This window comes from Legionella stuttgartensis (assembly GCF_977063405.2).
Map to the genome: position 1 here is coordinate 545,220 of NZ_CDRUHA020000060.1, position 18,279 is coordinate 563,498.

The following is an 18,279-nucleotide window of genomic DNA, read 5'->3' on the forward strand; positions in this document are numbered from 1 at the left end:
AAACTGAGTGTCACTTAAACGACACATTAAATCAGTTCAGTTTTTGGGCTACACCTGTCGTCATTAGACTTTTTTGACGATTGAGAAGAAAAATTTGAGCTGGAGAAATCGAAAAAAAGGAACCCTTTTCTATTTTTAGAATATTCATCCTCTAACTTTAATTGGGTATCCATGGAAATGAAGAGGTTGCCTTCCTGATACTTTTTCTGGATGGATTGAATGAAATCTTGTGGATGTAGCGGTTTATAGGTGGTAATAATCTTATCTTGTAACTTCAATAAGTAGCTATCTACCTTTGTAATGTATTGACGGTCTTTTAACAAAAAACATTGTTCACGTACGCATTTTATTGAGGCAAAAAGGATCAATAAGTTTTTGTGTATAAGGGGTGAGTCAACAGAAATGGAGTCGATTATATTATTGACCAAGGCAAGGGAAATAATTTGCTCGTCGTATGATAATGAATCGGATTTTCGAGCGTTTTGGATGAGAATTTTTAATAATTCATCCTTTGTATAACAATTTGACAAATAAAGTTGTGATGTTTTGATTAAAGTATCAATGGTATCTGAGGCATCAGCACTAATTCGAGTTTGCATCATTTCTTCAGAGTCCACGAAATCACTGATTGCGGAGTGGGTTGTACAAAAATGTCCGAAACTATCTCTGAGTTCAACGAGTTCCTGGACTGAGTTTTCAAGTGATTTTGATTTCTGCGGATCAAAACTAACAAAATATAACTCTTCGGGGTTGGAAAGCATTTGTGGATGTTCGATTATCTTTGTATCAATTAATCGGGCTTGGGCAAACATATTTCTTAAAAGCGCACCATTAGCAAAGTGCTGCCGTTTTACTTCCTCTAAAATTTGGCTGCAATTCATACTTATATAAGCGCCTATCCGCAAATCGACGTGACGATTAAAATCATTCTGGGCGTTTTTCTGTAATTCTTTAAGTAGGTCCTCTGCATAGCTTGCTTTAGCGCATAATCCATATACTTTGCCACATTGCGCTTGGTCGGTATGAAAGAGACCAAATTTTTGGTAGCTTTCATGGATTATTATTGAGAGCTTCCCCTCGACTACAAGAGCTTGAACTGCAGGATCTAAATGCAAATTTTTATACAATGCACTAGTTGCATCAATAATTACTGTCAGTGGCTTCTCTCGTTTATTATCAATACATTTGTATTTTATTAACTGATTAATATCAATACCAGGGATAATACCTTCTTCGTTGACAATTGGGCCAGCGGAAATAATAAACACATCTGCATCAGCAGATTCAGTTTCTTTTGTAATGTGTTCAAATTCATAATAACCGATTCCGTATACCTTAATTGTCGGTGGGAGATCGTCTTTAGTTTTCATTTTTTCAGCCAAATGCATGGCAATGACATATGCATTGGTTCCTGACATTGCAAGTGAAGCAAAAAAAGTCGTCTTCTCTAATTGTTCTTTTTTTAGTCCCAATGTATGAAGTAATACTTTTTCGGTTTCAAACATGAATCTGGAATAATCTTTTTTTAAGTGTCCAATGTCGTTTTGTTGTAATAACGCAAGGCTGATTTCATGGATAACTGTATAAATACAGAATGCAAATTTTGGATAATTATTTTCATAAAAAAGACAAGTTATATTGAGTACAAGCACAATACGCTGGATCGCATTTGGATTGAGTTCAGGAAGATCGATCAATAATTGTTTTAGCCCTTGGGCCAATTTGTTGGTTGTATGTTGGGAACTATCAGCAATTAAATTAAGTTTATTAAATAATTTACTTTTTAATAATGCTTCTTTGCTTGTAACCAAATTGAGCGCTGGGTCGATTTTCTCGAATTTGATAAGAGGATAGGGAGGGGTTTTTACATTGATTGCAATTTCCCAAGGGCTTGCGACCAAGCCACAAATACTCAAAACCCCTTTTATTTCATAAGACTTGGTATTGCTTTGGGGTATAGCAACCAATGCAATAGAATGCTTAGTATCTTTAATAATTTGTGGTTGGGGTTCTTCCTGGGGAAAGTAACGTTTAGCAATATCTTCAACAGGAGTATTATCCAACAATGTTACAGGGACATAATCATTTACTGCACGTGATGCGTCACTAATATTGAATGAGGAAATTAAATTATCCAACAAGATTCCAGATAAATCATCATCTCTATGATATTTTGCTTCGGAGTAAATATAAGGATTATTTATTCGATGTACTGAATCGCTTCTAATTTCTGCGACATGACTTCCAAATAAAATATGGGCGGGGACTCGCTGTTGTTCCTCTTCACTCATCATTGACAAATAAAAAGCATAAGGATTCTCCCCTATCTTTTGTTTTACTTTATAGCTGCGATATGTATGCTGAATTATTTTTGCAGCCCGATTTTGTATGAATTTTTGTTGTTCTTGAGTAAGTGAATTGTCGCTCAGTTGAGTAACGGTTTTCTTTCTAGGGAGAGAAGTTTTTAATGAAACTCCTATTTTTTGCACATACTGGACCAAAGTATTTAAAGCAGAGCTGGACTGAATAAACTCTTTCATTGAACAAGTCAACCAATAAAAAAGCCACGTTTATACCATAGAGCGCTTTAAATATACATATTGTAATGAAAAGATAATATTTTGCTGGTAGGCTGAGCTAATCCTAAAGCGCTTATTTGTTCTTTAGCAAACCACTGCCCTTGTTTTTCAGACAATACTTTACCTAAAACTTTAGTTTTTATGCTGAACGCATTGATTTCTAAATTAAAATGGCTGAAACGATGTTTAAAAGCCATTAGTTTTTGGGGGGACTCTCCTGATAAATCATAGTTCAAACGAATGAAATCAAGAGGGCAATCGCCTTCATCTAGATTGGGCAAACACCATAACCCTCCCCATAGTCCTACAGGGGGTCTTTTTTCTAAATAAATGTGGCCTTGATCATTATATAAGACGAGTAATTGCTGGTGTTGGGTGGGTAATGGTTTTTTTATTTTTCTTGTCGGATATAGATGTTGCTCTTTATGTTTAAATGCCAGACAACTTTTCTGTAAAGGGCAATTAAGGCAATTCGGATTTTTAGGGGTACAACACATGGCTCCTAAATCCATAATCGCTTGAGTGTAGTCAGCGCAGTGGTCTTGAGGCATACAGGAATTAGCGAGTTCCCATAATGTTTTTTTTATTTGTGTTTGTTCAGGATAACCTTTAATTGTGAAAAAGCGCGTCAGAACTCGTTTTACATTACCATCAAGAATAGCAACTGGTTGGTTAAAGGCTTGCGACACAATGGCTGCTGCAGTAGATGGACCAATTCCTGGTAGAGCTTCTAATAACTGATAATCGGCAGGTAAAACACCGTCATGGTTTTGTATCACTTTTTTTGCTGTTTGATGAAGATTTCTAGCGCGACTGTAATAACCAAGTCCTGACCATAAAGAAAGTACTTCATCTTCATTTGCTTGAGCTAGAGCGTAAATGTTAGGAAATCGTTGCATAAAACGTTCGAAGTAAGGGATAACAGTTTGCACTTGGGTTTGCTGGAGCATAATCTCGGAAATCCATACCCTGTAGGGCGTTCGAGGTAATTGCCACGGTAGGTTTTTACGCCCATGAAGAGCAAACCAATTGAGTAATGGTTTACTAAATTTTTTATATAAATTTTGTTTATCCACGTGCGTTATTCTTTGATTCTTTATTATTGGCGTACTGTAAAAAAAGTAATGTCCCGGGTCAATATTATGAAAAAATTAAAGTTCACTCGCGAAGTGTCGATATATGGTCTATCGTTTTAAATAGGGGGCCTGTTGTACTCAGGATGAGTCAAATCAAGCTGAATCATTTTGCTAAAGATTGTAGCGACGCGCTTATTACATTGAGATGGTGAGTTTTTAAGATTTTTTCATCAAACAAGAGTTTAACTGTTTAAAGACAAAAAAGATCTTAAGTGAACGCGCAGGTTCAATGGAAAAAGAGTGTGCTGTAAATCTGTTGGTGAGAGATTTAGGTTCAAAATCAAGGAGAGATTATGCGCCATAGCCAACATGAAATAGTGGTATTAAAGCCTACGGCTGTTTTTTTATCATTTCTTGCTTCACAACTACCTGATACAAAACTACCGGATCTTAGATTATTACAAATTGATAATACGGCTTATGTGTTGCCAAAACAAAATTCGGATGATGCAACTTTAGATGAAATAGAAAAACATTTTTCAAAAATGTTTCGCCATGAAATTTGTCGTTGGTTAGGTGATAAAGCGCGTCATGAAATTGAAACCAACTTTCTTGATTTTCTATGTTGTTTTAAATTTGAACTACACAACCATATTGTGTTGATGGAGCCTTCGATAGAAACAAGTCATCAATTATTGCTTATTCAGCCTCGTGCAGCTTTGCTCGATTGGATTAAAAAATCTCTAGAGGGGCAAGAGGATTTGATGGATGTTATTGAAAAAGTAGAATTATCGCATTTGGAAGAAAATGCTACCGCTTTAGTGAGGAATTTTTCTAATTTGACAGAAATAAAACCGTTCATTAAAGAGCATTATCTACCAATTTTCTCAGCAGCCATGAGTCGTATGTCAAGCCTACCTGATCAATGGCCAACGATTGATTCATATCAAACTTTTAGCGAGTATTTTGCAATTGAAATTCATACTCAATTGATTCATTTGTCTCATTCGAGGAGTTGATTATGGAGCCAGTTAGTATAGCGCTTATTTGTGCTGCAGTATTGGGAACGGTTGTTGTGTTGTCTGCATTTATTAGACAAATTCTGCTGAGCAGAGACAAGCAATTAAATGATACGGCTCAAAGTAGGGCCTTATCTCTGGAAGTCAAAGAACTAGAAAAAATGCGTACTCAAATGCAAAGCGAGAAGCGCTTTGATTCTCATTACCAAGTGCTTGGTACGAATAAAGATGCAATTAGGTACATAGATACTAAAATAGAGGAGATTTTAAGTAAAAAAACAGAGTTAGTTGAGCGTTATGCCAAGGCTATTATAAAAGAATCTGGTTGTATCGTTAGTGGGGAAATTTCATCTGAGCGTAAAATTGCATGTGATCGCTTAAGAGAGGAAATTGATCGTGAAATTGCCTTTTATGATACGGATCTTAAGCAATTACAAGAAAGAAGAGGGCTTCTATGGGATGCGCATACTGATTTTCAAAAATTTCTTTTAAACCAAGAAAAAGTTCGAAATGAAAGTTTGGATAATGTATACAAACAGCATTCAGCGCTATTGGAAAAAGTATATCTACGTCATATCGATAATACAGAAATCATAGCAGTGAAAAGTATCGAAGCTTCAACGACGACTTTTAAAGATATGCTGATGATTCCAATTCAATTTTTGATGCAATATTTTGGGGTTAGTCCTGGCATTTCGTTGATCCAAACGCGAGTAGAGCATGTTGCACGTGTTGAGGTTGATAAAATGCAACACGAAATAAATAATCCGCCAGCAAAGCAACAAGAAAATCAGGTACTTAAAGATGCCAAGTCCCACCAAAATAAGCGTCACGATAGCCTACCTAATGAAGAGAAGGAGGAGGATAGAAATCATTCAATAACATTTGCTTGAAAATTAATCTTCTAACCCATTTAGTGACATTTTTGATTGTTTATATTACAATTCAACTTGCATTTTTTGCAGGAATGCAAAATTTTTAGCTAATTGGTGGAGAATATATTGATGGCAAAACATCGTTTTTTATGGTTTATGACATTTATGTTATGTTCTATTCTGGCTTTGCCGGGGCATAGCACAGGTGTAAACTCTCTTCTTCCTGATGAACAAAATACGGTGACAGTATTTCATGACGCAGCACCAAAGGTAGTGTATGTTCATCGGTTAGCAACAATAACCAACCGATCGTTGCAGAAAAAACAAGTGCCAGATGGCGCGGGTTCTGGAATTGTGTGGAATAACAATGGGTATATAGTTACTAATTTCCATGTCATCAAAGGCGCTGACAAGTTGGCTATTACTTTAGGTAATTTGACAGTGCCGGCTAAGGTTGTTGGTGCAGAACCACGTAAGGACATCGCTGTATTAAAGATTGAGTCACCGCAAGCTTTGGCGTTACTTAAAGCATTTAAACCATTTGAAGTGGTACATCTGCATGAGCTCATGGTGGGACAAAAGGCGATTGCGATTGGTAATCCTTTTGGTCTGGATCATAGTTTGTCTAAGGGGGTAATTTCGGCCTTAGGGAGAAAGGTTCCTGGTATTGGCGGAGTTACAATTCGCAATATGATTCAAACAGATACTCCAATTAATCCAGGAAACTCAGGTGGTCCGTTATTGAATAGCGCCGGGCAGTTAATTGGTATGAACACGATGATTTATTCTCAGTCGGGTTCGTCTGCCGGAATTGGTTTTGCTGTACCTGCTGATGATATTGATCGTATTGTGACGCAAATTATTAAAAATGGTCGAGTTGTTTTGTCTGGCATAGGTATTCAAAGCGTGCCGCCTAAGGTTGCTCGTCAACTAGGCATACGCAAAGGGATATTAATTGCAGATGTTCTAGACAATACACCTGCAGCTAAAATTCATTTGCGAGGTACTCACCGAGATGCTTGGGGTCGTGTCCAGTTAGGTGATATTATTGTTGCACTTAATGGACATGCTGTTCCCAACTACGATGTTTTATACAATATGCTTACCGAAATAAGAGTAGGAGAGCAAATAACTGTATCCATTCAGCGTGGTAATAAGCAAATGGATGTTAAAATGAAAACAATTGATATAGCAGGGATATAGCTTTTACTCGAGTTTTTTCTGCTAATAGGTACAGCCTGGATTGAAGTTTCAAATCCAGGCTGTATGCTTTTATAAGTCTTAAAATTAATGGAGAATAAGGATGTTACTTAATAAAGAGGATTCACTTTTATTATTGGTTGATGTGCAAGAAAAATTAACACCAGCCGTACTGAATAGTGAAGCATTTATTGCGCGTTGTGAATGGCTTTTAAAATTAGCCAGAAAAATCGACGTACCCATTCTGGTTAGTGAACAATACCCGCAAGGTCTTGGTTCAACTCTGCAGCAATTTCAATCGTATTTTGATCCACAACAATGTATTGATAAGGTAAGCTTTTCCTGTATGGGTGAACCTAAATATGTGGAGCAATTAAAGCAGCTTCATAAAAGGCAATTAATTCTTATCGGTATAGAAACACATGTTTGTGTTTTGCAAACTGCATTAGAAATGAGAGAAGCCGGATTTGATGTTTTTGTTGTTGTTGACGCAGTAAGCTGTCGGGGTGAACAAAATATGAAATATGGACTGAAACGAATGAAAAATGAAGGGGTTCATTTGATTACTTCCGAAATGGTATTTTTTGAATGGTTAAGAAAAGCAGGCACTCCCGAGTTCAAACAACTGAGTAAGGAGTTTTTTTAGGGCCTGTTTACATTAAATATAATTGACTCAAGTTTATTGTAGCCTGGGTGCCACGCGTAGCAAACCCAGGTTAACAAACTAAATTTCCCGGGTTTCGATACGCTGTACCCAAACTACAAATTATGGAGAATAAAGTGAATTTTACGAATCAAATCGCATTGATAACAGGTGGTGCTTCAGGTATGGGAAAGGCAAGTGTACAATATCTGCAAACGCGTGGAATGCGAGTTGTGGCATGGGATAAGCAAGTAGACGATCAAAGCGAAGCCGATTTATTTATCAGCTGCGACGTAACCAGCGATGAATCGGTCGAAAAGGCAATGCAACAAACCATTGAGCAATTAGGAGCCCCAAGAGTTTGTGTTAATTGTGCAGGGATTGCCCCAGCAAAACGTATCGTTGGAAAAGAAGGAGCGATGCCTTTAGCAGCCTTTAGACAAGTTATTGATGTAAATCTCATTGGTACCTTCAATGTTATGAGGGTTGCAGCACATGCAATGAGCAGTTTAGAACTGGAAAGTAGTTCCCAGGAGCGGGGAGTCATTATTAACACAGCTTCAATTGCGGCGTTTGAAGGACAAATTGGCCAAGCTGCATACAGTGCCTCCAAGGGCGGAGTTGTCGCCATGACGCTTCCTGCTGCACGCGAGTTAGCTCAGTTTGCAATTCGAGTGAATACAATAGCTCCCGGGTTAATCGCTACGCCTATGCTGTTGAATATGCCGCAAGAAGTTCAAGACAATTTGATAGCAACTATGACCTTTCCCAAGCGATTTGGGAAACCTGATGAATTTGCTTCATTAGTAGCTCATATCATTGAAAATGGAATGATAAATGGTGAGGTGATTCGTTTGGATGGAGCTCTTCGTATGCGATAACTCTCGTGAATTCTAATGTCAGTTGTCAATAGCTACGAAGCATTCACCACCATGTCATCCTGACTAGTTTATAAGGAAGGATCTCCCGATTTTATTCATAACCATTTTTGGAGATCCCTCTCTACGTTCGGGATGACGCATCCTTGCCTGAATGGATTAGTGCGAAACCCAGGAATTTTAAGTTTTTCTTATTCTGAAGTATCTTTTGGTAAGGGCGGGCTAAAGTAGTGGCTCCTGAAACATGCTTAAATTTCTTTTCCTGTCTTAGGTTCTAAGTCATTTGGAATGGGATTTGTTCAGCATTCTCATAACTCTCGTCAGATAGCTTATCTTCATAATGCGGGTTAATTTCATTCGTATCTACTAAAACAACCTGTTTCGGTGGAGTGCCCTGAGGACCTTTTTCCCACCCCATTACAATTTTTTGTTTCCGTGCTTCGACCAGGCCATCATGTGCACCTAAATCAACCCAGCGATGTCCTGAACTATCAACAACCAAATAGGCTTTATAAGCAGCAATCTCAGTATAAATATTTTCATCAGCTAATTTTAATTGGAGCTTCTCTATGAATGCTTTCGCACCTCCAAGATGGCATGCGATGAACGTAATTCGTTTGACTGCGCTTAATGAACAATCCTCTACTAAACGTTCTACCAGCATATCTACGTCACAGCCGGAAAATTTTTGTTTTCCTTGAGCACTGTGTCCGATCAAGCATAAACGAGATTGAGAAGTGAGGTGACTCAGGTCAGGATAACTTTCAAGTAGAGCTGAATAAAACAATCGATTTTCTTCTTTAAAATGAGTACCTAACAAGTTTTTAGAATTTTCCCTTATTGCACTCTCTTTGGTCGACTTATCAGAGAAAAATTCAACTACAACTGTACTGTCATATTTTTTTGAAAAGAATTTCATATCAATTAAAATAAATTTTTATCCTATTATACCTATTTTTATTTTATTGTGTAAAAATAATACTTGTGTTTGGCTGTGTTTCATTAGGGATGGGTTGTTGATTGAGGTTTTTTCTGGGTTCAGCTCTGCTTTCACCCAGAAGTATTGTATTTTTAGGCTTCTTGATGATGTGAATTATCTTTTGTTGACTCAATGTTACCCTGGGAAGTATAGACACTGATCGCGTTTTCTTGATTTCCTGACAGTGTATTGACAATTTCTTGACGCACATAAAGATTGTTAGCTATTACTTGTCCATTGACTGCATTTAATTCGCGACAGCGTGTGAGAAGTTCAGCAAGCTTGGTATTTAACTGGTTGATCTCATTTACCTCTTCAGCACTGCAATCTTTAAGAAATTCAGTTAAAACCTGATTTATTGTTTGATTGGGATTGGTATGATTAAGAAGTTGCAGCCGTTGTTTAGCACTTTCTTCTAACTTATTCGATAATTCCTGTTTTTTATTTGCAAACTCTTCAAGTCTCTTAAATTCTCGAGATATTAATATTTCTTTTTCATCAACCAATAAAGAATTGAGCAGTTCTATCCAATTAATTTCTTGGGTCAAACAGCTACTCAATAAGTTCTTCTTATTATCCATATAATAGCCCTTAGAAATTAAGCAGGTTCTACATTTAACATTTTCATGGCAATTTTGTCACTATCAATCTGATAGTTTCCTAGCGCTATTTCAGTTTTAAAATATAAAACTCGAGCATCGTTGATTTCAGAGACTTCCTTAAGGGAGTTTTTTATTGCCTCTAATTGTTTGGAGGTGTCACTTATACTGACGAGTGAAGAGGGATCTTCAATCAAACTTTTAATTTTTTCTTGATGTTTTGTTTTCAATCGATTGTCTGCATCTAGAGTTTTTACAGGAACTGCATCACTAATTTGATTAAACATAATTTATCCTCAATCACGTTTGACTTCTATATGTATCGGCCGTTTTTTTAAAATCTTTAGTAAAATTTAATTAGTTATTGATTTTTTTAGATAATAACATTCACTTTTTTTGCATCAGTAATCTGAGCTTCAATAATTTTTTTGGAAGAAAGATTACGCACTTTAATGGTGTCACCTAGAGAACCTTCTTCCATAGCTACACCATCCATACTTATAGTTAAATTATTATCATTGACTACGATAGAAACACGTTCTCCTTTATTAATCAATTTTGCTGCCTCAATATTATGAGGATTCAGTGGGCTATTCGGTGAAATATTTTGTTTACAGATTTGCCCTACTAATAAATCCTTTTCAGTAAAATAGCCTTTGTTCAAACGTTGCACATCCATTTCTGTTTGATAGATGTCATCTTCAGTAAGTCGATTGCCTTTTATTAGGGCTCGTTTGGCGACATAGATCGTTTTTAATACGGTTATTTTAACAGGAACATATAACGACCAGTGATTATCATTTTCTTGACATTTAATACCCATCGTACTGGTGCTTAAGATGGGAGATTGATAGGGGTTAAAGACAACCAATTGATCCTCGGCACATGCTTTGAGATTTAAACGAGAATCAATTTTATCTGCTGTAACTCGAACTGTTCCTTCTTTATATGAAGAAAGTTCATTACGTATATGATGTTCTATTTTATTTGTTAATATATCAGGCGACTGAATTGCATCAGCATGTAATTCTGTGCTTGCAAAAAATAGTAAAACACTTAGTATGCACTTGTTCACAAATAATCCCTCTTTGAGTAACTTGCGGTAAGCTGCAAATATTGTGCCAATATTTTGGAGAATATTACATGATGATTCGTTTCAGTATTTATGTAGTCATTTTATTGATATGCCAACTACCGGTGTATGCAAAAACCCATCATCCTCAAGAGTTTTTGCAATCAATTAGTGGTAGCAAAAATGAAGGTGAACAAATCTATCATCATTTTTGTGCCAATTGTCATGCAAATAAACCATTAATCCCTCTAGGTGCACCAAGAATTGGCGAAGAAGCTGATTGGAAAATGCGTTTAAAACAAGGAATGAACGTGCTTTTTAAACATACTGATGAGGGTTTAAATGCAATGCCGGCAAGAGGTGGATGCTTTGAATGTACTGATAAACAGTTAATGAATGCCATTCGATTTATGCTTCCAAAACAACCAAAAAAGCAATCATTTAATGATCGTAGAGTTCATAAAAAACACACAGTGTAAAAAAAATTTATAAAAATACCTAAACCTATTTTTAAATCTCCCGATAACTAAGAAAAAAGAGGGAGAAATAAAGTGAAAAAATATCTAGTGTTGGTACCAGTGTGTGCTTTAGCAACATCCTGTGCTTCCATGGATAGGTCAGTCCCTATAGTTGATGATGCTGGCAACACTCATTATACGATGAGTATGCAATCAGACCATAAGGGTTCAAATTACTTTCCCATGAAAAGACCTGCTACAGGAAAAAAAGTTATTGTATTTGACCCTAAAGCAACAGCATGGGCAGCTTACGATAGAGAAGGTAATAGGGTAAATACCGGTAGTGCTTCTGGGGGTAAGGATTTCTGTGAGGATGCAGGTAAACCATGTCATACTGTGACAGGGACATTCAGTGTTTACTCTAAAAAAGGTGAAGATTGTACTTCCAGTATTTATCCATTAGAAACCCATGGCGGTGCAAAAATGCCATACTGTATGCATTTCCATGGGGGATATTCAATTCATGCTGCGTACGAAGTACCTAACTATAATGCGAGTCATGGTTGCATCCGTGTTTTACCTAGTGCAGCAAAATGGTTAAACGAAGATTTTGCTGATATTGGTACTACAGTAATTGTTAAACCCTACTAATCAATAGGCATCAATATGTTGCTATATTGAAGACATAATCTCCACTTCTGCCCTGCGTAAAGCAGGGCTTTTTCATTCAGAGTACTTCGGAAAATCTATTACAGAGAAAGGATCGCTTGATCGAGATGCTGCTCGAATCCTCATATACTTGCGTGTACACTCCAGTTCTGCGCTCCGTGTCTTCTTGTACTCCTCTTTCTGTAGCGAATTTCCGAAGAAGTCTATTATAAATTCATTCATTTTGCGGACTAATAACTTGCTAATAAAAGCATCGCAATTTACTATCGTGTTTTTTAACCTGGACGCATGACATTATGATTCTTTGTATTGATGTTGGAAACTCTCATATCTATGGTGGTGTTTTTGATGGAGAAGAGATAAAGTTGCGTTTTCGTCACACTTCTACCGTAAGTACATCTGATGAACTGGGCATCTTTTTGAAAAGTGTTTTAAGAGAAAACAATTGTTCTCCTGAAGCAATTAAACAAATTGGTATTTGTTCTGTAGTGCCTCAAATTGATTATTCATTGCGTTCAGCATGTGTTAAATACTTTTCTTTAGAACCTTTTTTGTTACAGGTAGGAGTTAAAACAGGTCTTAATATCAAATATCGTAACCCTATAGAAGTTGGTGCTGACCGAATCGCCAATGCTATTGCTGCAACCCATAGCCATCCAAATCAAAACGTGATTGTTATTGATTTTGGCACCGCAACTACTTTTTGTGTCATCAGTGCTCAAAAAGCATATATGGGAGGCGCAATTTTACCAGGGGTTAGACTCTCAGTTGATGCGTTATCAAAAAATACAGCTAAATTACCTGCTGTAGAAATCATAAAAACTGAAAATTCAGTGGGGCGTTCGACGATAGAAAGTATTCAATCGGGTGTTTATTACGGTGCAATTGGCGCTTGCCGTGAATTAATTCAACGCCTAAATCAGGAGGCTTTTGGTGCTGAGAAAGCATTAGTATTAGCAACAGGGGGGTTTGCTTCTTTATTTGAAAAACAGGGCTTATATGATCATCTGGTTCCTGACTTGGTTTTGCAAGGCATAAGGTTGGCTGCATTGATGAATCATTGATTTAATTGAACAAGATACAAAATTCATTCATATATAGTAGTAACTCCCCACCGTAATCCCGAGCACAGCGAGGGCTCTCCAGCAAAACGGTGCGTATTAAATTAATGTAAAAAAATATCTAAAAAATAATGCGGTTATAATTAAATAGCCGCAGCAGGAACGGCTACGAAAAAATCATATCAACACTTTTAGCAAAGATTGCTGAGCTGGAAAGGGTATCAAAAGCGAACCGCATTAATTATCCCTTGATTATATTCTTGTTGGTTCTCTTCAAAATATTCTTTTAAGCTTTTTGGCATGAGTTTCTTTATTTCTTCATGGTCTTGAAGAAATTGAACTAAATTTCCATGCTCTCCTACCTCTGGATCTTTTCCTTTTAAAAAGCTCTCCAAGATTAGAGCAAGCTGGCTTCCTCTACCAAATAATTCTGATGCGCGAATTTTATTATGTACTAAAGTTGCTGCTTGAACTTGAATTAACTTATCACAGTCGCTGTGTTCTGAAATGGTTTTTAAAAATTTAAGCTCTTGGACTCTGTCGCTCTTTTGAAAGAGACTTTTAATCCATCCCCAAAATCTACCATAGGAGTCCTCATATGCTTTTTCATATTTCGTAGCTATTGTTGGTAGAGAGATTTCTTGATCTTTAAAGTATTTCATTTTTTTGTCTTCAAAATGAAAAGAAACCTCGTTTACTTTTGTTTTAAAAATATTAACCTCTTCTTCTAGAAGTTTGTATTGCGTCTGTAAAAACTCAATTTTCTGTTCAAAATGTTCTCCATTTACTCGATTGTACATAAACAAGGATTCATTTATCACCAGTTGACAATTTCGAAGAAGTTTTAGAGCTTGATAATATTGTTTTGTACCTATTTCAAATTGACGTTTATTATTTGGGTTATCTTCCTGCATTATTTGTTCAGCTGATTGAATGAAGCGGTCTTTATATTTATAAAAGGCTGGTAAAAATTTTGTTGTATATAAAGTTTGTTGCTCATACCAAGAGTCTTTTTCTGCCATTTCATTGTACATCAAGTGTAATGCTATCCTTTCATTTATTCGTTCCATAGTCGTAGCGTTTTTATACGGATTACATTCGGCAAGAGTGTTCCATGCTTTGCGAGTTTTATCTATATTGAGTTGAACTTGTGCTCGTTTGGGGTCTTGACTCACATTTTCTCCATTTTATTCACGACAAAAACTTTATACCAATCATCACATTAAATGATACTTTCGTGATCAAATTATGAACTACATGGCCGTATTTTACAATACTATCTATAAATTTATATTTGGTGGTGTTTAGGCTGTTGCGCATATTATCTTCATTATAATTTGCATTTTTAATCCACGAATTCTGTTGTAGTTTGCAGTTCGGTGTGATTTTTTCCCTCAGCGACTAATCGAGCACAATCTTTTCATAAAGAGCTTTTTTTGATCATTTGTTTCATAATCCATAAATAAATTAACTAAAAAGTGGTTTTTTATCTTGACGCATGGAGAAATGTGTTTCTATAGTGTAGAAAAGTGGGGTAAAATAATAAAAAAGTGGAGAATTGTGGAGGGAGAAAAACTTCCACATAAAAAAAAACATGTTTCGTGGAATAAATGCCATCACCATTGATACTAAAGGGCGCTTAGCAATCCCTACGCGTTATCGCTCCGCGCTGGGTGCTGAAGAAAAAACGCCTTTGGTGGTGACTATTGATACGGAGGAGACATGTTTATTGCTCTACACCGCGGCTCAATGGCAGATAATTGAAGATAATTTGCAGAAACTGCCTAGTTTTAATGCTGCCGCTCGAAGAATACAGCGTTTATTGATTGGACATGCGACTGATGTCGAATTAGATGGTAATGGACGGGTGCTTTTACCCACAGTTTTAAGAAATTATGCACAGTTGGAAAAAGATGTAGTGATGATAGGCCAAGGAAATAAATTTGAAGTATGGAATAAGGATCTTTGGGAAACCCGACGTGAACAATGGTTGGCAGAGGAAAGTTCCGGAACTAGTGGGTTACCCGATGAAATGAAAACGTTTTCTTTGTAATGGAAACAAAAATGGCAATGCATCAATCAGTATTACTTCATGAATCAATAGATGGCCTGGCAATCAAAAGCGGCGGCATCTATTTTGACGGTACTTTTGGCCGCGGAGGTCATAGTAGGGAAATTATGCGTCATTTAAACGAGCAAGGTCGTTTATATGCCATAGATAAAGATTTAGAAGCAATTGCATACGCTACCGAACATTTTGGTCAAGATAAGCGTTTTCATATATTTCAAGGTTCCTTTGCAAGAATTGAAGAGTTTGCTACCGAAGCAGGTGTGTTGGGAAAAGTAGATGGTATTTTGCTGGATTTAGGGGTGTCTTCACCACAATTGGATAATCCAGAAAGAGGATTTAGTTTTATGCAGCAAGGACCATTGGATATGCGTATGGATTCATCGCAACCAATGAGTGCCGCACGATTTGTTAATGAGGCCGAGGCAGAAGAAATGGCTTCTGTTTTCAGATTATATGGTGAGGAACGTTTTGCAGGTCGTATCGCAAAGGCCATTGTTGCTGCCAGAAATGTAACTCCTATTTCAACAACCTTGCAGTTGGCCGAAATTGTTAAAGAAGCAAATCCTAAATGGGAAAAACACAAGCATCCAGCAACTCGAGTGTTTCAAGCAATACGGATTTATATAAATCAGGAATTGAATGATTTAAAGAGCTGTCTGGAACAATGTCTCAATGTTCTAGGGCCTAAAGGTAGACTGGCAGTGATTAGTTTTCACTCCCTGGAAGATCGCATAGTCAAACAATTTATGCGTGATAAAGAAGAAGGGGCCAAGCCTCCTCCCGAGGTGCCCATTCGTTATGAAGCATTAAAAACAAATTTTAAAAGAATAGGTAAGGCGATTATGCCACAAGAAGTTGAAGTAAAAGAGAACGTTAGATCTCGAAGTGCTGTACTTAGAATAGGGGAGAAATTAGCATGAACGCTGCAGCGAAAGTAATCAATCAAGGTACCTTATTTAATGGTCAACTGGCTGATATGCATATGTCAAAATCATTATACATGCTGATTATATTATTAGTGGCTGTGTTAGTGAGTGCTTTGGCTGTTGTGTACAGTACCAATTCATATCGAGTGACATTAAGTAAAGTAGAACAACAGGAGCAGTTAAGTCACTATTTACAGCTGCAATGGGGACAATTACTCTTAGAACAAGCAAGTTTAGCGAGACCAGCACGAGTTGAGGAGTTAGCTACCGAAAAATTACAAATGGTTTTACCAACGTCCACAAATACTTATTGGTTACAAGCACAGCAGTAGAAGTTTTGGTTTTAAACGAGTACCATTGCACCATTTAGTTTTAGTGTAACGTAGCCTGGGTGGAACAAGGTGGTAACCTGGGAGTTTTTGTGCAATCAAACCCAGGTTATGGCATTGCCTTCATCCTGGCTACAGATGGATAGTATCCATGAAAAACTCAACTCATTTGAACAGACTGATTGTAGTATCTACTTTTTTTTCATTACTTTTATTAATTTTGATTTGGCGAATGGTTGATCTCACTGTGCTGCATCGCCAATTTCTACAAGGGCAAGGTAATGCCCGCAGTTTGCGTGTTGTAGATATTCCTGCACATCGAGGGATGATTATGGACAGGAATGGTACCCCTTTAGCAATCAGTACTCCTGTAGAGTCGGTATGGGTGAATCCTAAAGAGTTTTCACCTGACAAAGAACAATTTATGTCTTTAGCCGAATATCTGAGTTTTACTCCCCAGCAATTAAGTAGAAAAATCGTCGATGCAGAAAAAAAAGAGTTAGAATTTCTCTATTTACAAAGACAATTGCCTCCTCCCTTGGCTAAAAAAATAAAAACACTAAAAATCCCAGGTGTTAATTTTCAAAAAGAGTTCAAACGTTATTATCCTGATTCAGATAGTATTTCCCAGCTTGTTGGATTTACTAATGTTGATGATCAAGGTTTGGAAGGAATTGAACTTGCCTATCAAGATTGGTTAAAGGGCGTTGTTGGTAAAAAAAGAGTAATTAAAGACCGTTTAGGACGAATTATTGAAGAGTTAGGTGTGATGAAACAACCGCGCCCTGGACGTGATATGGCTTTGAGTATCGATAGACGGCTACAATATTTAGCATACAGTGAATTAAATAAAACGGTTGAGGAGTTTGCAGCAAAATCAGGTTCTGTTGTCGTAGTTGATACAGAAAACGGTGAGATTTTGGCTATGGCTAATGTTCCTTCCTATAATCCTAATTCGCGGGGACACTACGATAAAGATACGTATAGAAATAGAGCAGTTACTGATACTTTCGAACCCGGTTCGGTTATCAAAACGTTTAGCATCGCCAGTGCATTGGAAACCGGTTTATTCACACCCTCTACGATTATTGATACGAATCCAAGTTGGATGAGTGTTCAAGGTCGGACAGTTCGCGATATTCATAATTATGGCGTCCTCGACGTAACGGGAGTGTTGCAACACTCAAGTAACGTTGGGGTTACAAAGATGGTTTTAGCCAGTCCTCCAGAACAATTAATTGGATTGCTGCAACGTTGTGGTTTTGGACAACGAACTGAAAGTACATATCCCGGGGAAAGCGAGGGAGGAATTGTTAGTGTTAAAGAAGCAAAACCGTTTGTATTGGCTACATTAAGCTTTGGTTATGGCTTGTCAGTTACAGCGCTTCAATTAGCTAAGGCCAATATGGTTTTTGCGAATCAAGGTAAATTGATTCCAGTAACCTTACTGCATAATGATCCACCAACCCCTGGCGTACAGGTAATGAAATCTGAGACAGCGAAACAGGTTTTGTCTATGATGGAAGCAGTTTTAGGAAAGGATGGTACCGGAAAATCAGCAAGAGTACCGGGGTATCGAGTAGCAGGGAAAACTGGGACAGCACGTGTAGCAGGGAAGGATGGCTATAAAGACAGAAAATATACTGCAAGTTTTATTGGTATTGCACCCGTATCAAAACCTAAGTTTGTTGTAGTAGTAATAATTCATGAGCCTTCACGTAAAGGTTATTATGCTGCAGCAGTTGCAGCGCCCCTGTTTGCTAAAGTGATGTCGGGAGCTTTGCGATTGTTTAATATCCCAACTGATGAGTTGGTAGGATAAGTTTTGGCCGTTAAAGATCTTTA

19 protein-coding genes are annotated in these 18,279 nt (G+C 37.2%); 12 read left to right on the plus strand and 7 right to left on the minus strand.

Annotated features, from left to right (window positions below):
* Window positions 1-26: 26 nt before the first annotated feature.
* Together ACWTEW_RS21720 and mutY are read right to left on the minus strand one after the other, a co-directional pair.
* Window positions 27-2,540: a hypothetical protein gene (locus ACWTEW_RS21720; RefSeq protein ID WP_454780596.1), complete on the minus strand. Its 2,514-nt coding sequence runs from the start codon at window positions 2,538-2,540 to the stop codon at window positions 27-29.
* 47 nt (window positions 2,541-2,587) lie between these two features.
* Window positions 2,588-3,655 carry an A/G-specific adenine glycosylase gene (gene mutY / locus ACWTEW_RS21725; protein WP_454780597.1) on the minus strand — a complete coding sequence of 356 codons (1,068 nt, stop codon included), beginning with the start codon at window positions 3,653-3,655 and terminating at the stop codon, window positions 2,588-2,590.
* 353 nt (window positions 3,656-4,008) lie between these two features.
* On the opposite strand from mutY, the gene ACWTEW_RS21730 reads away from it, so the two are divergent.
* The 5 genes from ACWTEW_RS21730 to ACWTEW_RS21750 all read left to right on the plus strand — a co-directional run bounded on the left by ACWTEW_RS21730 (window position 4,009) and on the right by ACWTEW_RS21750 (window position 8,273).
* Complete coding sequence (locus ACWTEW_RS21730; protein ID WP_454780598.1) at window positions 4,009-4,674, plus strand: hypothetical protein; 666 nt, start codon at window positions 4,009-4,011, stop codon at window positions 4,672-4,674.
* Between the two features lie 2 nt (window positions 4,675-4,676).
* Complete coding sequence (locus ACWTEW_RS21735) at window positions 4,677-5,567, plus strand: hypothetical protein (RefSeq protein ID WP_454780599.1); 891 nt, start codon at window positions 4,677-4,679, stop codon at window positions 5,565-5,567.
* A gap of 111 nt (window positions 5,568-5,678) precedes the next feature.
* Window positions 5,679-6,752: a S1C family serine protease gene (locus tag ACWTEW_RS21740; RefSeq protein ID WP_454780600.1), complete on the plus strand. Its 1,074-nt coding sequence runs from the start codon at window positions 5,679-5,681 to the stop codon at window positions 6,750-6,752.
* A gap of 100 nt (window positions 6,753-6,852) precedes the next feature.
* A complete protein-coding gene (locus ACWTEW_RS21745) occupies window positions 6,853-7,395 on the plus strand; it encodes an isochorismatase family protein (protein ID WP_454780601.1) in 543 nt (180 codons plus the stop codon).
* Between the two features lie 134 nt (window positions 7,396-7,529).
* A complete protein-coding gene (locus ACWTEW_RS21750) occupies window positions 7,530-8,273 on the plus strand; it encodes an SDR family NAD(P)-dependent oxidoreductase (RefSeq protein ID WP_454780602.1) in 744 nt (247 codons plus the stop codon).
* 271 nt (window positions 8,274-8,544) lie between these two features.
* Here the strand turns inward: ACWTEW_RS21750 and ACWTEW_RS21755 are convergent, their stop codons facing one another.
* The 4 genes from ACWTEW_RS21755 to flgA all read right to left on the minus strand — a co-directional run bounded on the left by ACWTEW_RS21755 (window position 8,545) and on the right by flgA (window position 10,923).
* Window positions 8,545-9,189, minus strand: coding sequence for a C80 family cysteine peptidase (locus ACWTEW_RS21755; RefSeq protein ID WP_454780603.1), 645 nt, complete (start codon window positions 9,187-9,189; stop codon window positions 8,545-8,547).
* A gap of 152 nt (window positions 9,190-9,341) precedes the next feature.
* On the minus strand, window positions 9,342-9,830 hold the full coding sequence (locus ACWTEW_RS21760; RefSeq protein ID WP_454780604.1) for a flagella synthesis protein FlgN: 489 nt from the start codon (window positions 9,828-9,830) through the stop codon (window positions 9,342-9,344).
* A gap of 17 nt (window positions 9,831-9,847) precedes the next feature.
* On the minus strand, window positions 9,848-10,135 hold the full coding sequence (gene flgM, locus ACWTEW_RS21765) for a flagellar biosynthesis anti-sigma factor FlgM (RefSeq protein WP_454780605.1): 288 nt from the start codon (window positions 10,133-10,135) through the stop codon (window positions 9,848-9,850).
* Between the two features lie 86 nt (window positions 10,136-10,221).
* Complete coding sequence (gene flgA, locus ACWTEW_RS21770) at window positions 10,222-10,923, minus strand: flagellar basal body P-ring formation chaperone FlgA (RefSeq protein ID WP_454780606.1); 702 nt, start codon at window positions 10,921-10,923, stop codon at window positions 10,222-10,224.
* A gap of 68 nt (window positions 10,924-10,991) precedes the next feature.
* On the opposite strand from flgA, the gene ACWTEW_RS21775 reads away from it, so the two are divergent.
* From ACWTEW_RS21775 to ACWTEW_RS21785, 3 genes are all read left to right on the plus strand, one after another.
* Complete coding sequence (locus tag ACWTEW_RS21775; RefSeq protein ID WP_454780607.1) at window positions 10,992-11,399, plus strand: c-type cytochrome; 408 nt, start codon at window positions 10,992-10,994, stop codon at window positions 11,397-11,399.
* A gap of 72 nt (window positions 11,400-11,471) precedes the next feature.
* A complete protein-coding gene (locus ACWTEW_RS21780) occupies window positions 11,472-12,029 on the plus strand; it encodes a L,D-transpeptidase (protein ID WP_454780608.1) in 558 nt (185 codons plus the stop codon).
* A gap of 314 nt (window positions 12,030-12,343) precedes the next feature.
* Window positions 12,344-13,111: a type III pantothenate kinase gene (locus ACWTEW_RS21785; RefSeq protein WP_454780609.1), complete on the plus strand. Its 768-nt coding sequence runs from the start codon at window positions 12,344-12,346 to the stop codon at window positions 13,109-13,111.
* A 218-nt stretch (window positions 13,112-13,329) separates the two neighbouring features.
* Here ACWTEW_RS21785 and ACWTEW_RS21790 read toward each other — a convergent pair whose 3' ends face one another.
* Window positions 13,330-14,178 carry a hypothetical protein gene (locus ACWTEW_RS21790; RefSeq protein WP_454780610.1) on the minus strand — a complete coding sequence of 283 codons (849 nt, stop codon included), beginning with the start codon at window positions 14,176-14,178 and terminating at the stop codon, window positions 13,330-13,332.
* Between the two features lie 524 nt (window positions 14,179-14,702).
* Between ACWTEW_RS21790 and mraZ the strand changes: the two genes are divergently transcribed.
* The 4 genes from mraZ to ACWTEW_RS21810 all read left to right on the plus strand — a co-directional run bounded on the left by mraZ (window position 14,703) and on the right by ACWTEW_RS21810 (window position 18,256).
* Window positions 14,703-15,161: a division/cell wall cluster transcriptional repressor MraZ gene (mraZ, locus tag ACWTEW_RS21795; RefSeq protein ID WP_454780611.1), complete on the plus strand. Its 459-nt coding sequence runs from the start codon at window positions 14,703-14,705 to the stop codon at window positions 15,159-15,161.
* Between the two features lie 11 nt (window positions 15,162-15,172).
* Window positions 15,173-16,099: a 16S rRNA (cytosine(1402)-N(4))-methyltransferase RsmH gene (gene rsmH, locus ACWTEW_RS21800; RefSeq protein WP_454780612.1), complete on the plus strand. Its 927-nt coding sequence runs from the start codon at window positions 15,173-15,175 to the stop codon at window positions 16,097-16,099.
* The gene (ftsL, locus tag ACWTEW_RS21805) at window positions 16,096-16,437 is read left to right on the plus strand and encodes a cell division protein FtsL (RefSeq protein WP_454780613.1); all 342 of its coding nucleotides are present in this window, start codon (window positions 16,096-16,098) and stop codon (window positions 16,435-16,437) included. The genes rsmH and ftsL overlap by 4 nt, the downstream gene beginning before the upstream one ends.
* 148 nt (window positions 16,438-16,585) lie before the next feature.
* Window positions 16,586-18,256, plus strand: a complete 1,671-nt coding sequence (locus ACWTEW_RS21810; protein ID WP_454780614.1) for a peptidoglycan D,D-transpeptidase FtsI family protein — start codon at window positions 16,586-16,588, stop codon at window positions 18,254-18,256.
* Window positions 18,257-18,279 lie beyond the last annotated feature (23 nt).

What these genes read in the sequence shown, in the direction of transcription:
- ACWTEW_RS21735 (WP_454780599.1), top strand. Translation starts at nt 4,677, where the DNA reads ATGGAGCCAGTTAGTATAGCGCTTATTTGTGCTGCAGTATTGGGAACG.
- flgM (WP_454780605.1), bottom strand. Translation starts at nt 10,135, where the DNA reads ATGTTTAATCAAATTAGTGATGCAGTTCCTGTAAAAACTCTAGATGCA.
- ACWTEW_RS21790 (WP_454780610.1), bottom strand. Translation starts at nt 14,178, where the DNA reads ATGGAACGAATAAATGAAAGGATAGCATTACACTTGATGTACAATGAA.
- ACWTEW_RS21760 (WP_454780604.1), bottom strand. Translation starts at nt 9,830, where the DNA reads ATGGATAATAAGAAGAACTTATTGAGTAGCTGTTTGACCCAAGAAATT.
- ACWTEW_RS21755 (WP_454780603.1), bottom strand. Translation starts at nt 9,189, where the DNA reads ATGAAATTCTTTTCAAAAAAATATGACAGTACAGTTGTAGTTGAATTT.
- ACWTEW_RS21745 (WP_454780601.1), top strand. Translation starts at nt 6,853, where the DNA reads ATGTTACTTAATAAAGAGGATTCACTTTTATTATTGGTTGATGTGCAA.
- ACWTEW_RS21810 (WP_454780614.1), top strand. Translation starts at nt 16,586, where the DNA reads ATGAAAAACTCAACTCATTTGAACAGACTGATTGTAGTATCTACTTTT.
- ACWTEW_RS21720 (WP_454780596.1), bottom strand. Translation starts at nt 2,540, where the DNA reads ATGAAAGAGTTTATTCAGTCCAGCTCTGCTTTAAATACTTTGGTCCAG.
- ACWTEW_RS21740 (WP_454780600.1), top strand. Translation starts at nt 5,679, where the DNA reads ATGGCAAAACATCGTTTTTTATGGTTTATGACATTTATGTTATGTTCT.
- mraZ (WP_454780611.1), top strand. Translation starts at nt 14,703, where the DNA reads ATGTTTCGTGGAATAAATGCCATCACCATTGATACTAAAGGGCGCTTA.
- ACWTEW_RS21785 (WP_454780609.1), top strand. Translation starts at nt 12,344, where the DNA reads ATGATTCTTTGTATTGATGTTGGAAACTCTCATATCTATGGTGGTGTT.
- rsmH (WP_454780612.1), top strand. Translation starts at nt 15,173, where the DNA reads ATGGCAATGCATCAATCAGTATTACTTCATGAATCAATAGATGGCCTG.
- ACWTEW_RS21775 (WP_454780607.1), top strand. Translation starts at nt 10,992, where the DNA reads ATGATGATTCGTTTCAGTATTTATGTAGTCATTTTATTGATATGCCAA.
- ACWTEW_RS21730 (WP_454780598.1), top strand. Translation starts at nt 4,009, where the DNA reads ATGCGCCATAGCCAACATGAAATAGTGGTATTAAAGCCTACGGCTGTT.
- ftsL (WP_454780613.1), top strand. Translation starts at nt 16,096, where the DNA reads ATGAACGCTGCAGCGAAAGTAATCAATCAAGGTACCTTATTTAATGGT.